The organism is Malaciobacter halophilus (assembly GCF_002837275.1).
Taxonomy (GTDB): Bacteria; Campylobacterota; Campylobacteria; order Campylobacterales; family Arcobacteraceae; genus Malaciobacter; species Malaciobacter halophilus.
The window spans coordinates 69,611-84,010 of sequence record NZ_NXIF01000038.1 but is presented as its reverse complement, the minus strand read 5'-3'; the positions used below and the strand labels follow the sequence as shown (position 1 = coordinate 84,010).

18 protein-coding genes and 1 tRNA gene are annotated in these 14,400 nt (G+C 26.9%); 15 read left to right on the top strand and 4 right to left on the bottom strand.

Annotation, left to right across the window (positions count from 1 at the left end):
• From CP960_RS10295 to CP960_RS10245, 11 genes are all read left to right on the top strand, one after another.
• A partial coding sequence (locus tag CP960_RS10295) for a sensor histidine kinase (RefSeq protein ID WP_133121150.1) occupies window positions 1-289 on the top strand: 289 nt, incomplete at its 5' end.
• 69 nt (window positions 290-358) lie between these two features.
• Window positions 359-2,152 (top strand): diguanylate cyclase, encoded by a 1,794-nt coding sequence (locus CP960_RS10290; RefSeq protein ID WP_101185345.1) that lies wholly within the window; start codon window positions 359-361, stop codon window positions 2,150-2,152.
• 72 nt (window positions 2,153-2,224) lie between these two features.
• On the top strand, window positions 2,225-3,493 hold the full coding sequence (locus tag CP960_RS10285; protein WP_101185344.1) for a diguanylate cyclase: 1,269 nt from the start codon (window positions 2,225-2,227) through the stop codon (window positions 3,491-3,493).
• Window positions 3,494-3,564: 71 nt separating this feature from the next.
• Window positions 3,565-4,206, top strand: a complete 642-nt coding sequence (locus CP960_RS10280) for a CBS domain-containing protein (RefSeq protein WP_101185342.1) — start codon at window positions 3,565-3,567, stop codon at window positions 4,204-4,206.
• 260 nt (window positions 4,207-4,466) lie between these two features.
• Complete coding sequence (locus CP960_RS10275; protein ID WP_101185340.1) at window positions 4,467-4,676, top strand: hypothetical protein; 210 nt, start codon at window positions 4,467-4,469, stop codon at window positions 4,674-4,676.
• Window positions 4,677-5,123: 447 nt separating this feature from the next.
• Complete coding sequence (locus CP960_RS10270; protein WP_101185338.1) at window positions 5,124-6,572, top strand: DUF637 domain-containing protein; 1,449 nt, start codon at window positions 5,124-5,126, stop codon at window positions 6,570-6,572.
• Between the two features lie 2 nt (window positions 6,573-6,574).
• Window positions 6,575-6,982 carry an SMI1/KNR4 family protein gene (locus tag CP960_RS10265; protein ID WP_162919048.1) on the top strand — a complete coding sequence of 136 codons (408 nt, stop codon included), beginning with the start codon at window positions 6,575-6,577 and terminating at the stop codon, window positions 6,980-6,982.
• A 95-nt stretch (window positions 6,983-7,077) separates the two neighbouring features.
• Window positions 7,078-7,497, top strand: coding sequence for a transposase (locus CP960_RS10260; protein ID WP_101185334.1), 420 nt, complete (start codon window positions 7,078-7,080; stop codon window positions 7,495-7,497).
• 323 nt (window positions 7,498-7,820) lie between these two features.
• Window positions 7,821-8,396, top strand: coding sequence for an SMI1/KNR4 family protein (locus CP960_RS10255; protein ID WP_101185333.1), 576 nt, complete (start codon window positions 7,821-7,823; stop codon window positions 8,394-8,396).
• Between the two features lie 335 nt (window positions 8,397-8,731).
• Window positions 8,732-8,893, top strand: a complete 162-nt coding sequence (locus CP960_RS14100) for an Imm70 family immunity protein (protein ID WP_101185331.1) — start codon at window positions 8,732-8,734, stop codon at window positions 8,891-8,893.
• A 5-nt stretch (window positions 8,894-8,898) separates the two neighbouring features.
• Window positions 8,899-9,915, top strand: coding sequence for a hypothetical protein (locus CP960_RS10245; RefSeq protein WP_101185329.1), 1,017 nt, complete (start codon window positions 8,899-8,901; stop codon window positions 9,913-9,915).
• A gap of 114 nt (window positions 9,916-10,029) precedes the next feature.
• On the opposite strand, the gene CP960_RS10240 is transcribed toward CP960_RS10245, so the two are convergent.
• From CP960_RS10240 to mqnP, 4 genes are all read right to left on the bottom strand, one after another.
• Window positions 10,030-10,353 (bottom strand): hypothetical protein, encoded by a 324-nt coding sequence (locus CP960_RS10240; protein WP_101185328.1) that lies wholly within the window; start codon window positions 10,351-10,353, stop codon window positions 10,030-10,032.
• A tRNA-Arg gene (locus CP960_RS10235) sits at window positions 10,326-10,402 on the bottom strand. Before CP960_RS10235 ends, CP960_RS10240 begins: the two co-directional genes overlap by 28 nt.
• 41 nt (window positions 10,403-10,443) lie before the next feature.
• A complete protein-coding gene (locus tag CP960_RS10230) occupies window positions 10,444-11,247 on the bottom strand; it encodes a GGDEF domain-containing protein (RefSeq protein WP_101185326.1) in 804 nt (267 codons plus the stop codon).
• A gap of 8 nt (window positions 11,248-11,255) precedes the next feature.
• Window positions 11,256-12,110 carry a menaquinone biosynthesis prenyltransferase MqnP gene (gene mqnP, locus CP960_RS10225; protein WP_101185324.1) on the bottom strand — a complete coding sequence of 285 codons (855 nt, stop codon included), beginning with the start codon at window positions 12,108-12,110 and terminating at the stop codon, window positions 11,256-11,258.
• 99 nt (window positions 12,111-12,209) lie between these two features.
• Here mqnP and CP960_RS10220 point away from each other — a divergent pair, with 99 nt between their 5' ends.
• The 4 genes from CP960_RS10220 to rsmI all read left to right on the top strand — a co-directional run bounded on the left by CP960_RS10220 (window position 12,210) and on the right by rsmI (window position 14,389).
• Window positions 12,210-12,404: a hypothetical protein gene (locus CP960_RS10220; protein WP_101185323.1), complete on the top strand. Its 195-nt coding sequence runs from the start codon at window positions 12,210-12,212 to the stop codon at window positions 12,402-12,404.
• 1 nt (window position 12,405) lies between these two features.
• Complete coding sequence (miaA, locus tag CP960_RS10215; protein WP_101185321.1) at window positions 12,406-13,284, top strand: tRNA (adenosine(37)-N6)-dimethylallyltransferase MiaA; 879 nt, start codon at window positions 12,406-12,408, stop codon at window positions 13,282-13,284.
• An 82-nt stretch (window positions 13,285-13,366) separates the two neighbouring features.
• The gene (gene rpmE / locus CP960_RS10210) at window positions 13,367-13,570 is read left to right on the top strand and encodes a 50S ribosomal protein L31 (protein ID WP_079580303.1); all 204 of its coding nucleotides are present in this window, start codon (window positions 13,367-13,369) and stop codon (window positions 13,568-13,570) included.
• A 9-nt stretch (window positions 13,571-13,579) separates the two neighbouring features.
• A complete protein-coding gene (gene rsmI / locus CP960_RS10205; protein ID WP_101185319.1) occupies window positions 13,580-14,389 on the top strand; it encodes a 16S rRNA (cytidine(1402)-2'-O)-methyltransferase in 810 nt (269 codons plus the stop codon).
• Window positions 14,390-14,400: the final 11 nt, after the last annotated feature.

Genomic DNA, 14,400 nt, shown 5'->3' with positions numbered 1-14,400 from the left:
TGCCTTAATAGAGAAAAAGATAGAAGAAGCAAAAGTAAAAATAAGAGTATATAAACAAAAAGAGAATGCAATAGTACAAATAGAAGATAATGCAAAAGGGATAAGTGAAAAGATAAAAGATAAGATATTTGAGCCATACTTTACAACAAAAGAGGAAGGTAAAGGAACAGGAATAGGATTATATATGACAAAGACTATTATTGAAAACAATATGGGTGGTAAAATTAGCATGAAAAATTGTAATGATGGTGCTTGTTTTATTATTTCTGTTCCTATTTCAAATGTATAAATAATAAAAAATATATTTTTTTAGCTTATAAAGTGTCTTTTTTATGTTAAAATAAAGCAGGAGTAACTTATGAAAGCTTTATTTTTAATCCTTTTCTTATTTTGCTATGCTTCTTCTCAAAATATTGAGAACCTTCCTATAAATAAAAAACTAACTACAAATCTAACTAATGAAGAAAAAGAGTTATTAAAATCATTGAAAACTATTAATGTCTGTATAGACCCAAACTGGATGCCTTTAGAAAGATTTAAAAATGATAAACATATAGGTATTACTTCTGATTATATGAGGTTAATTGAAAGTAAACTAAATATAAAAATAAATACAATTAGAACCGACTCTTGGTCTCAATCACTAGAGTACGGAAAACAAAGAAAATGTGACATTTTCTCACTTATTATGAAAACAGAAAAAAGAAGCTCTTTTTTAGATTTTACACAGCCTTATCTTACTATTCCATTGGTACTTGTAACAAAAATGGAAAAACTATATATTGCTGATATAAAAAAGATAAATAAAAAAGTAGGAATTGTAAAAGATTATGCTTTTAAAGAGGTATTAGAATTAGAGTATCCAAACTTAGATATTGTAGAGATTCCAAATCTAAAAGAAGGATTAAATAGAGTAAAAAAAGGCCAACTTTTTGGTTTTATTGATACTGTAACAGCAGCAGGTTACCAAATACAACAACACTATTTTGGGGAATTAAAAATCTCTGGTAAGTTTAATAAAGCTTGGAATTTAAGTATAGGTATACGAAATGATATGCCTTTGTTGAAATCTATATTTGAAAAGACTCTTTGGACAATTACAAACGAACAGCATCAAATAATATTAAATAAATGGGTAGGAATAAAATATGACACCCATGTGGATTATAAGTATATTCTAAAATGGATAGGAGCAATAAGTTTAATCTTCTTTGTAATTATTACAATAATTGTAAGAGCAAATAGAAAATTGAATGAAGAGATTGAAAATAGAAAAAAAATAGAAAAAGAGTTGCTTTCTTATATTGAAATAGTAGATGAAAATATAATATCTGCAACGACAGATTTAAGGGGAAATATACTTTATGTATCAAAAGCATTTTGTAAAGTTTCTCAATATAAAAAAGAAGAGCTAATAGGCAAAAGTCACTCTATTGTTAAACATGAAGATATGGATAACAAAGTATATAAACAACTTTGGGAAACGATAAGTAAAGATAAAATATGGAAAGGTGAGATAAAAAATAAAGCAAAAGATGGTAGTGTATTTTGGGTTAAAGTTATAATCTCTCCTATTTACGATGAAAATAAAAAAAAGATAGGGTATACATCAGTAAAAGAGGATATTACTACAAAAAAACAGTTAGAAGAGCTTTCTATAACAGATGAACTAACTAAAACTTACAACAAAAGATACTTTAATGAACTTATGCCAAAACTTATAAATAGTGCAAAAAGGAAAAATGAATATTTGACATTTTCTATTTTTGATATTGACCACTTTAAACTATATAATGACAACTATGGTCATCTTGAAGGAGATAGAGTATTAAAAGAGGTTACTCAACAAGTAAAAAGTAATTTAAATAGAGCCGATGATTTTTGCTTTAGACTAGGAGGAGAAGAGTTTGGTATTGTTTTCAAAGATATAGATTGTCAAAAATCAAAAAAATTCTTAGAAAAAATCAAAAAAAGTATAGAAGAGTTAGAAATCCCCCATGAAAAAAATAAAGTCTCACCTTATGTAACTGCTTCTTTTGGATATATTTGTACAAAAGCAGATGAAATAAAATGTTTAGATGAACTATACAAAAAAGCTGACGAACAACTATATAATGCAAAGGATGCAGGAAGAAACATAGTCTTACCATAAAATAACTTTTGTTTTAATTCTAATTATTATACAATGCCATAAAAACTAAAAGATAGAACTTTAGGATAATATATGGACATAGACCTACTTGAAGGTTTAAAAGTTTTATATGTAGAAGAGGATATAAAAACCCAAAAAGATTATGTAAAACTTTTTTCAAAATATATAAAAAAACTTATTTTAGCAGAAGATGGACAAGAAGGATTAGAACTTTATAAAAAACATAATCCTGATATAATCATCACAGGTATTGATATGCCTAAAAAATCTGGTTTACAAATGGCTAAAGCCATAAAAGAATTAAATCCTTTTCAAGCAATTATCATAAAAACAAGACATGATGATACAAAGAGTTTATTAGAAGCTTTTGATATTCATATAGATGGATATATATTAAAATCTGACCCAAAAGAGAAGTTATTAAAAAAACTTGAAGAGATAGCTAAAAGAAATAGTATAAGAGTAAATAATATAAAAAAAAGACAAAAACTTGAAAGCATCTTACAATACCAATCCAATCTTATTTTATTGACTGATTTTAAAGATATATTCTATGCTTCCCAATCTTTTTTAGATTTTTTTAATATCTCAAAAAAAGAAGAACTTTTTTTAAGATATGATAAGTTATTTGATATTTTTATCAAACATGATGAGTATCTTCATGGAAATAATAAAGAAGAGTTTTTGGCAAAATTCAATGAAACTACTACCCTTAGAAAAGTTGTTTTACTTTTAGATAAAAGCTTTAATCCTAAAGCTTTTCATCTTAATATAGATAAAGTAGAAAAGGAAGAAAATAGATATATCTTAAGCTTTGCAAATATCTCAATCCTGCAAGAAAGAAGTTTAGAAATCTCATATAAAGCCTATATCGATGGTCTTACAGGAGTAAATAATAGAAACTGTTTTGAGGAGTCATTTGAAAAAGAGTTCAAAAACTTCAAACGAACAAATAATAGTTTTTGTATTAGTGTAATAGATATTGATTTTTTTAAAAGTTTTAATGATACACATGGTCACTTAATAGGTGATGAAGTTTTAATCATGATTGCAAATACAATAAACGAAAATATTAGAGAAAATGATTTTTTTGCAAGATGGGGAGGCGAAGAGTTTGTACTACTTATGAAACAAACAGATATAAATATAGCCAAAAGAGTATGTGAAGACATAAGAAAACTTGTAGAAAATACACAACATAAAAAAGCAGGAAATATAACTTGTAGTTTTGGTGTAACGCAAGTAAAAAATAATGATAATATTCAGAAGGTATTTCAAAGGTGTGATAAAGCTTTATATAGAGCAAAAAATGAGGGAAGAAATAGAGTTTATATAAGTTAAAGTGAACTTCTTCATTAAATAATCATTAAATCAAATATGATATTATATATCAGTTATATAAAGGATAAGATATGTTTGCTATATATAATAATGGAAGCGTAGGCTTTAGAAGTACAGCCGATAACTTATATGAATTAAAAAACTTAGATGCTCCATCAGAAGTTAGACTTAAACCTGATGATGACACACTATTTCAAGACTACTTAGACCATGAAAAAGAGAATAAGCAAACTAACCAACAAAATCAAAAAGCAGTAAATGCTTACAAAAAGATGGCTAACCTTGACACATCTGAAGAGGTTTATCAAGTCCAAGATATTATGACTAAAGATATAATCTACATTGATAATAAAGTCACTGTAGAACAAGCCTATGAGAAACTAAAAGAGGAGAGTGTGAGTCATATCCCTATCGTCTCTTTTGGTAAAAAAATCATAGGCATAATAAATAAAAAAACTATCTTAAATCTACTTATAGAAGATATAGAAAATCATAAAGCAGTACTAAATAGAAAACTAGAAGATTTAATCTTGCAAGAAGTTATAACTGCTGACCCAACGGCAGATATTAGAAGTGTATGTAAAATAATGCTAGATTTTAAAATAGATGCAATTCCAGTTGTAAATGAAGAAGATGTAATAGTAGGGATAGTATCTAAAACAGATATAATCAAAGCAGTTTCACACTTGCCAAAACTACAGCTTTGGTCTTAGATATTATATTAAAATCGTAAATCTATAATTATAAAATGGCACGCCTGGTAGGAAATTCCTTAATCATTCCATTTAAGCCAATAATTCCGATTTGATGGGGATTTTCATACATCATAATTTTCCTTATTGTTGTAATCTTGTTGTAAAAACATTAATTTTGTTGTAATAATGTTGTAATATTATATCAGAATTAACTAAAATCCTAAAATATTAAATAATATTTAGTTATTATATTTCAAATAAAAATAAAGGATTTACTAATGACACAACAAGAAATGAAACAACTTAAAATAGGTGATAAGATTTTAGACTTAGAAGTTAGTCAGAACTTTGGGAAAAAATCTATTTGTGAAGTTATTGAAGTTGATGAAACTGGAATTTTAATTACAACAAATGACAAAGATTTTGAAGGAGCATATCCCCATAGATTTTTATTTGAATGTGATTATAATTCTATTCAAAATATTTAATAGTTTATCGAACATAGTCAGACCAGACTAAGCCAAACCAGACCAAACCGAACAGATACCCTCAAAAAATTATATTTTGAAAACATATTTTAAAACTATTTTTCAATAATTCAATGTTTTAATTTAAATATGCTTCACTTTAAATATTTAATAAATTATAAACTTGATATTTTGAAAATGTTAATGTTTTGAAATTAATTTTTCAAATAAAGGTGGAATTCTAGTTGCAACTATTGAAACAAAAGGAAAAATAAAAGAGACAGTAGTTCCAGCAACTATTGAAGTAAATAACAAACTAATATTTAATCAAAAAGATATAACAGATCAACTAACTGCAGATAACTTAATAAAAATACTATCTTCTCAAGGTGAACTTACAAATGAACAAATCATATTAGTAAAACAAGTAGTAAAGAGTGGCATACAAAAACTAAAACATTAAGTGGTATGGGAGCTTTAATTGTTCAAGCAGTAGCTACATATCTTACTTATGGTGCAGGTTCAGAACTTACCGCAGGTATTTCAAATACAGCATTAAAAGCAGCAACAAGAGCTGTTGTTTCACAAATGATAAGTGCGGCAGCAACTTCAGCTATTACAGGAAATAGTTTAAAGCTTGATGCAAAATCTATGATACAAAGTGCAGTAACAGCAGGAGTACTTAGTTATGCACAAGGGCTAACTGAACTTGATAAATTAAACCAGTTAAACTTAGGAGAAGTTGGAACAAAAATTGCAAAAGTAACACTTGATGCAACAATTAAATCAGGTGTAAATAGTGCAATAAATGGAACGGTTTTTAAAAATGGATTTGTGAATGCATTAATAGTTGATAGTGCTTTTAAATATATTGGACATGAATTATATTCAGAAAACTCTGCTTATAAAGATGTACTTCCTCCTAAAACAGTTACACATGCAATCTTAGGTGGAACCGTTGCAAAATTACAAGGTGGTGATTTCACTTCTGGTGCAATATCAACGGCAGTTTCACATGTTACGGCAGAAGCTATGGTTAATCATTATATGGATGATGTATTAACGAATAAGATATCAGAAGAAGAACTATCTGCAAGAACAAAATTTGTAGCAAATCTTACCTCTACTGTTGTAAATAAAATTGCAAGACCAAATCAAAGTGATAAAGATTTAAATATATCTAATCAAATAGGTCAAAGTAATGTTGAGAATAACTCTTTAAAACTTATTACTACGGCTATTAAAATAGCAAGAAAAATTAAGAAGATAGAAGGTAAAATCACAAAAGATAAGCTTAAAGATATAGGCTTAGATGAAATTGCAGATATTTTAGAAGATGGTTCAACGATATTAGATCCAAGTTCATCAATAGCTGAAAAAGCAATGGCTGCTGCTGATTTGATTATTTGGACTGAACTTAATAATAAAAAGACTAAGGTTGCTTCTAAAATTGATGATAAAAAATTTGATAATCTGGCAGGAACACCATTATCAAAAGATGTGAAAGCATATGCAAAAGATTTAGAGAAAATTGGAAATTTGAAAATATCATCAGAACAAAAAGATTTATTAAATAATGCATTAAAAGGGAAAAAATATAAAAAGTTAACTGATGAAGAATATACATTACATATAAAAAACTTTAACAAAGCAAGTACTAAAAAAAGACTAAGAAGAGAATGGGAAGAAAATACAGGTCAAAAATGGCCAACTTATACTAGAGAAGATGGTAAGATAGTAAATTATGATTTACATCATATAATTGAAAAACAAAATGGTGGACCTCATGAATGGTGGAATATGATGCCACTGAGAGGAGGTAAAAATGATAAAGGTCAAAATACACATCAAGGTAGTATTCATCAAACAGAATCAATAAAAATGCACACTTGCATGGGAATTAATAAAGAGGAATGAATATGTTAGATATAAAATCAATAAAAATAAAACTAGAAAAGTTAGTAGAATATTATGATGGGGAACTAAAACCTACTGAAGAAGAAATTAATAGGTTAAAAAGCATGAATTTTCCAGAAAGTTATATTACATTTATAAAAGAATTTGGGTGGGGTTTAGTTTTAGAAGACTACTTACACTTATGGGAAGAGCCTGAAAATTCTTTCAGTGTATATTCAAATAGCCTTATACATTTGGAAAATTCAACTATTTTTGGTGAGAACCTTTCTGGTGAAATGCTTTTATTTAACAATAAAAGTGGAGAGGTATTAATTGTTTTTGCAAATGGAGAAATAGAAAAAAAATTCTCATCATTCGAAAAATTTATAGTTTATTATCTAGATTATATAATTGAAATTGAAGAAGAATAAAATTCCGGGGACAGGATATATAATTACAAATTGTAATACTTTTTTCTAAAGCCATTTTATTTCTGTAAACTTTTTTATATCAGAAAAAAGGGAGAATAAAAGATGGCAAGAATAAGAAGAATAGTAATACCAAATCTACCCCATCATGTTACACAAAGAGGTGTTCGCTCTATGAACATTTTTTTAAAGATGAAGACTATCAACATTATAAAGAACTACTTTTTACTCAATGCAAGATACATGGTTTAAAAGTAGTGTCATACTGTCTTATGACAAATCATGTGCATTTGATTGCTATTCCTAAAAATAAAGAGTCTCTTTCAAAAGCAATAGGAGAGACTCATAGATTGTACACAAAAAAGATAAACTTTGAACAAAAAGTAAAAGGGCATTTCTTTCAAGAAAGGTTCTATTCTACTCCATTAGATGAGGATCATTTTTTATATGCATTAAAATATGTAGAACAAAATCCAGCAAAAGCAGGTATGGTAAAGTATCCATGGGATTATAAATAATCAAGTGTAAAATATAGATTAAAATATATTCAAAAAGATAGATTGTTATCAAGTTGTGAAGTTATAGATAATATATCAAACTATAAAAGATTTTTACAAGAGGATACAGAAATAAAATTAATAAAAGAGAAAACAAGAACATAGAAACCTTGTGGAGATGAAGAGTTTTATGCTAAGATCCAATCAATAACAAGGATAGATTATAGTAAAAAAAAGCCGGACCTAAAGTGAAAGATAATAGAAATAATAATTAGGTATTCTGTCACTGGAATTTCAAGTGGAAGGTTGATAGACAGAAAAAAAATGATAAAAAGGGCTAATTAATGAATAATCAAATGATAAAATTGTTTAAAAAAGAAATAGATGTAAGTTTTAATATAAAATTTTCTGTTGAAAAGAATTTACTACAAGAAGAAATCTTTAAAATATTAAGTAATGATTCTTTAATAATAGAATGGTTTCAGCATTTAGAATTCTTTCAGATTCGATGGTTCATAGAAAATTTGTATTTATATAATGTAAATGAATTATTAGATGGTCAAATAGGATATAGCATAGATTCAAATACAAATAAACCTATTCCTTCTTGGAATAAAAATTGGTTAGTAATAGGATATGCTTCATCTGATCCAATAATTTATAATCTTAAAACAAAAAAAATTTATAGTAGTATTCATGGTACAGGGAACTGGGATTTAATATTGATTTCAAATAATTTTGAAGAGTTTCTTACTCTTTTAAACTTATGGATTACTACTATTTCAAATAAGAACATAATTTATAATGAATATGGAGAGATAAAAGAAAGTATATTAAGTGAATTTAAAGAGCTTATTAACGATGCTTGTTTAGATAAAAATTTATATGAGCATTTTATTAAGTTAGATTGGATTTATTAAAAAAGCTTTCATTCTCAAAAGTATAAAGTTAAAATGAATAATATAGGAATTAAAGTTGATACGACATGGATAGAGTTTGGATATTTAGAGAGTCTTTATTCTTTTTTTCAACAGTATGTTATTGTATATTAGAAAATATAATTTTTAATAAAATTAATCTAAATATTACTTTCATAGGCACTTTTTAACTTTTTATGATTATCAATTTTTATTGCTTCTCACATGATTTTAGGGGACAAGTTACCTCTGCTAGGCAAAGAAATGAAATTATAGAAAGAACTGGAAATAAAATTAAACCAGAAGATATAACATTTAAATATTAAGATGGAGAAATAATGAAAGTAGTTGGCTTTAAGATATATTCAGATTGGATAGAGTTTGGTTATTCTGAAACATTATATTCCTTCTTTTCAACAATATGCTATAGATTAGAAAATAGTAAATGGGGAAGTAGATTTCCTATATTAATGAATTGCTACATAATATCGATATTTTAGGAATTATGAAAAGTTCATTTTTTAAAGAACAGATTGATTTAATGACACCTAAAGGTGCTACAATTAGACATTCAAAAGATGCCTATAAGTATTCAAAAATACCTATTCCAAAGAAATCACTTATCAAGAAAATTTCCATGCTCACAAAATCATATATATTAAAAGAAAGATTATTAAGAGATAAGTTTTACTCAATTAATGAAATCATTTCAAATGAACTAAAAGAGAATCAAAAGTCTAACAGTTTTGAATATAAACTGCTTACCTTTAATGACTTAATTGAAAACAATAGATTTGATACAGGATTATATACGGAAAACTTTAAAAAGATAGAACATCTTATTAAAAATTATAAAAATGGAAGTGATACAATTACTAATTTAGGGTTCTACTCTATCAGAGGACAAAATTTAGCAGTATCAGTAATAGGAAAAAGTATCTATTCAGATAAAGAAAAACATAACTTCTATAAACTATTTTTACCCACACATATAACAAAATATGGAACCATAAGTAAAGTTATATATTTTGGAAATAGTAGAAACTTAATTGAAGTAAAAAATGGTGATATTATTTTTGGTGCTGAAGGCTTTGAAAAAGGGAGAAGTCATATTTTAACTCATCAAGTAGGAAAACTTACAACAAATTATCATGGTACTATTTTAAGAGGTGAAAATAAAAAAGATTATGAGAGCATATTTTTAAAATGTATGCTTGATTGGTATAGAGAAAAAGGAATTATTGATGCTATTGCTGTTGGTGGTAATGGAGGCAGTTTTTCTACAAAATATTGGAATTTTTTACATTTACCAAAATTTGAAGATAAAAAACAAAAAAAGATAGCAAAACTTTACTCTAATCACAAAGATACATATATCAATCATATCTTGAATTTTAATCCTGACAAATTTGAAGAAGATGATAAAAAAGTAAATAAAGACAGTGGAATTTTAGATTTAGATATACAGATTAAAACCATTAAAAATCTTATTAATAATGAAATTAAAGAAATTGTATCCTAATTATTTTTATATTTATTAATAAAATATAATTAATTTAATTCTGCTGATACTTTTTATTAAATAAGACAAGAAGAACAGAGAAAAGCAACGGAGTTGCTTATTCTCCTGTTCAAACTATTTTAGATAATCAAATGCCTTGACTAATGCTAAATGTTGATTTTGAGAAATAAAAGGCACTTGAATTAAATCCTTTTGTGATGAAATTCCATCCTTAATAATTGACCTACCTCTGTTAAAATTTGCAACCTCTTTTGCAGTCAATTCTTCTATAACTTCTTTTGTACCTATTACGGCATTTCTGTTAAATTCAGAATCAGTTTTTAGATATTCTTTAAAAAGTTGTAAATAAGTTGTAATTTTTACTGATTTAACTTTGTTAAAGTCCGATTTCTTGGGATATATTGGATAAATGGCACGCCTGGTAGGATTCGAACCCACAACCACCCGGGCCGAAACCGGGAGCTCTATCCAGTTGAGCCACAGACGCGCTTATAATAGGTTGGAATTTTATCAAAAGAAAACTTAAAATTATATACTTATCTTTTTATTTCTATGCATAAGTTCATCAGCTACTAGTAAAACATCTTCCAATTTTTCATCTTTTTGAAATTTTGATAATCCATATGCAAAAGAAAACTGTATATTTCTAACTTTTGCTGTTTTTAGTTTTTGATGAGAAAGTTTATCTTGTATCTGTTTTAATAAAAGCTCAATATCTAAAGACTTTGATGCTTCTTCGTTAAATATTATTATAAACTCATCGCCTGCATATCTTAAAATCTTAACTCCACTAAAATCCAACTCTTTTTTTAAATAATTTACAAAGTATTTAAGTATTTGGTCGCCAATCAAGTGACCATAGGTATTATTTATTGTTTTGAAGTCATTTATATCAAGAAATACAAGTGTCCCCTCTTCTACAAAACATCCATCATTTAAATAGTGATGAATAAACCATTTTCTATTATATGCTTTTGTAAGACTATCAGAAAAAAGCTCTTCTTGTAAAAAGTTAATTTGCTCTTTCATATTTGCAAGTTCATTATATATATTTTCAAGAGACTTATCATCTTTATTTAAAATAGCAGTTCTTGCATCATTTGTTGATTGATGTAAAATATTTAAGTTATCATTTGTCTGTTTTACTATACTTTGGACATTTGTACTATCTTCATACAAGTCTTCAAATACTACATTCTCATCTTCTAAGTTTACTTTTAAATTATTAGCATAGTTTTCAAATACTTTTGAATACTTACTAGGTAAAATAATATCTTCATCTTTTAAATTTTTTACTGTAAGAAAAGTTACTTCTTTTAGCATATTACCCATAATTATCCTTATAAATTATCTAATACAATAAGTACAAAAAATACTATTCCTAAGTAACCATTTACTGTAAAAAATGCTTTATCAATCTTTTTAAAGTCTTTATTTACTAAATAGTGTTCATAACTTAGCATTAAAGCACTTATAATTACTGCTATATAAGCAAAAGTTGAGCTATTTGATACTATTACAAATAGTAACCAAAAAAGTACTGTTAAAAGATGAAATACCCTTGAAATCATCATAGTATTTTTTGCACCAAATCTACTTGGAATTGAGTGAAGTCCTAACTGTTTATCCACATCAATATCTTGTAGTGAATACAATAAGTCAAACCCTGCAACCCAAAACATAACTCCAATACTTAGTAGTATTGCCCATAAAGGAATAGTTTCACTAACTGCCACAACACCTGCAATAGGAGCAAGCCCTAAAGATACACCTAATATCAAGTGTGCAAGAAAAGAGAATCTTTTAAAGTATGAATATGAGCCAATAACAATCAAAATAGGCACCGACATATAAAAAGCTAAATCATTCACAAAATATGCAACAACTATAAAACCTATTGCATTTAGTGCTACAAAAACTGCCATTTGTGAAGGAGATATTCTTCCATCTACATTTGGTCTATTTACTGTTCTTGGATTAAGTGCATCTATATCCCTATCAAGATACCTATTAAAGCCCATAGCAAAATTTCTTGCTGTTAAAGCGGCTAAAATACCTAAAATACATAAAGTGAAACCAAACCAACCATTTGCAGCAACTACCATTGCAATAAATATAAAAGGTAGTGAAAAGATTGAGTGTTTGAACATTACTAGTTCATTAAAATCATTTAATAGTTTTGTTAATTTTTCCATGGAATCGATTTTATCTAATATTACATATAAAGTAATTTATGTAGTGATTTTTCAACTATTTTTTATTGGTATTTGATTACAATTTTATAAAGGATTTAGATGAGATTTATACAAACACTATTTTTAATATTAATTATTACTATATTTACAGCTTGTGCTACAAAAAACCAATCAAGTATTCAAAGCTCAAACAACAAGCAAATTTCTGAATTATTAGATGAGATTCATCAAAAGGATTTAAAAATTACTAAGCTTGAAAAAGAGTTAGAAGAGTACAAAAAAAGATATAACTAAGATGAAACAAATAGCAATCATAGGTTCAACAGCTTCTGGTAAAACTGCCTTAGCATTGGATATTGCAAAAAAAACTAACTCAATAATTTTATCTTTAGACTCTTTATCTGTTTACAAACAAATAGATATAGCCTCTGCAAAACCGACTATTCAAGAAAGAGGAGATATTATTCATTTTGGAATAGATGAAGTCTATGCAAATGAGACTTTTGATGTAATTCAATTTATAAACTGTTATGAAAGGGCAAAAGATTTTGCTTTAAAAAACAGTAAAAATCTTATTATTGTAGGAGGTACAGGTTTTTATCTTAAAACTTTAGTTGAAGGCATCTCAACAGGAATTGATTCAAAACATAAATTAGATATTCCTAAAGAAGAGGCATATGAGATTCTATACGATTTAGATAAAGAGTATATGCAAAAGATCGCGCCAAATGATACTTATAGAATAGAAAAAGCTTATAGTATTTATACACAAAGTGGTATGACTCCAACACAATTTTTTGAAAAAAATAAAAAAACGCCAATTATAAAAGATTTACAGATTTTTGAAATAGTTTGGGAAAGAGAAGAGTTAAGAAAAAGAATAGCTTTAAGAACAAAACAGATGATTGAAGATAAACTTATTGATGAAGTTATATTTTTAGAAAAAACTTATACTAGACAGCCAAACTGTATGAGTTCAATAGGGATAATAGAAACATTAGAATATCTTGATGGAAAACTTACAAAAGAGGAATTAGAAGAAAAAATCTCTATAAATACTGCTAAATTAGCAAAAAGACAAAATAGTTTTAATAAATCACAATTTCAAGAAAATAAAACTTCAAATATTATAAAAAACTTAAATTCAGATATTCTTAAGTTCTTTTCGCTATAATCCCACACCTAAAAGAGTTTATTAAAGGGCAACATATAGATTTGACCTTTTAGTAGACATTAGAAACCTTAAGGAAGATAAAGTGAAAAAGAACATTCACCCAGATTACAAAGCTTGTACAGTTAGTTGTGCTTGTGGAAATACATTTGAAACAAAATCAAATGTAGAAACATTAAGAATTGACATTTGTTCAGCTTGTCACCCATTCTTTACTGGAGAGCAAAAAATTGTTGATGCTGCTGGTAGAGTAGAGAAGTTCAAAGCTAAATATAACTTAAATAAATAAGACCTTGTCTTGTTAAAATTAGTTCCCACACCCATAGGAAATTTGGAGGATATCTCTAAAAGAGCGCTAGACGCCCTTATGGAAGCGGAACTAATCTTTTGTGAAGATACAAGAGTTACTAAAAAGCTACTAAATTTACTATCAGAAAAATATAACCTAGATTTTGAAAATAAACAGTTTCAATCTTTTCATTCACATAATGAAAATCAAATTTTAAAGACTTTAAATAAAGATACTTTTACTAAAAATGTTGTTTATGTAAGTGATGCAGGAATGCCTTGTGTTAGTGACCCAGGTGCTACGCTTGTTGATTTTTGTATTAAAAATAATATTGAATATGATGTTATTCCAGGAGCAAATGCAGTGCTTACTGCCTATGCTATGAGTGGTTTTACACATACTTCTTTTACATTTCATGGTTTTTTAGCACATAAAGGAAGTCATAGAGCTTCAAATTTAAAAGCAATTATGCAAAGTGATAAACTTGGTATCCTTTATGAGTCACCACATAGACTTTTAAAACTACTTGAAGAGATAAAAAACATAGATGAAAATAGAACAATATTTTTAGTAAAAGAGATAACAAAACTTCATCAAAAAAGCTTTAAAAATAGTGCAAAAGTAATTTTTGATGAGTTTAAAAATATGAATATAAAAGGTGAATGGGTTATAGTTATTGAGCCTACTATTTTTGAAGGTCAAGCTTTAAATATTGAGGATATAAAAGATTTAGATTTAGCTCCAAAAGTAAAAGCAAAACTTCTTTCTAAACTTACAGGAAGAAAAACAAAAGAGATTTATCAAGAACTTATGCAATAGATATAACCAAA

Excerpts from the sequence above, each read along its gene's own strand:
- CP960_RS10280 (WP_101185342.1), top strand. The coding sequence starts at position 3,565 with ATGTTTGCTATATATAATAATGGAAGCGTAGGCTTTAGAAGTACAGCC.
- CP960_RS10265 (WP_162919048.1), top strand. The coding sequence starts at position 6,575 with ATGTTAGATATAAAATCAATAAAAATAAAACTAGAAAAGTTAGTAGAA.
- CP960_RS10255 (WP_101185333.1), top strand. The coding sequence starts at position 7,821 with ATGAATAATCAAATGATAAAATTGTTTAAAAAAGAAATAGATGTAAGT.
- CP960_RS10275 (WP_101185340.1), top strand. The coding sequence starts at position 4,467 with ATGACACAACAAGAAATGAAACAACTTAAAATAGGTGATAAGATTTTA.
- CP960_RS10290 (WP_101185345.1), top strand. The coding sequence starts at position 359 with ATGAAAGCTTTATTTTTAATCCTTTTCTTATTTTGCTATGCTTCTTCT.
- CP960_RS10245 (WP_101185329.1), top strand. The coding sequence starts at position 8,899 with ATGAAAAGTTCATTTTTTAAAGAACAGATTGATTTAATGACACCTAAA.
- miaA (WP_101185321.1), top strand. The coding sequence starts at position 12,406 with ATGAAACAAATAGCAATCATAGGTTCAACAGCTTCTGGTAAAACTGCC.
- CP960_RS10230 (WP_101185326.1), bottom strand. The coding sequence starts at position 11,247 with ATGGGTAATATGCTAAAAGAAGTAACTTTTCTTACAGTAAAAAATTTA.
- mqnP (WP_101185324.1), bottom strand. The coding sequence starts at position 12,110 with ATGGAAAAATTAACAAAACTATTAAATGATTTTAATGAACTAGTAATG.
- CP960_RS10285 (WP_101185344.1), top strand. The coding sequence starts at position 2,225 with ATGGACATAGACCTACTTGAAGGTTTAAAAGTTTTATATGTAGAAGAG.
- CP960_RS10220 (WP_101185323.1), top strand. The coding sequence starts at position 12,210 with ATGAGATTTATACAAACACTATTTTTAATATTAATTATTACTATATTT.
- CP960_RS14100 (WP_101185331.1), top strand. The coding sequence starts at position 8,732 with ATGAAAGTAGTTGGCTTTAAGATATATTCAGATTGGATAGAGTTTGGT.
- CP960_RS10270 (WP_101185338.1), top strand. The coding sequence starts at position 5,124 with ATGGGAGCTTTAATTGTTCAAGCAGTAGCTACATATCTTACTTATGGT.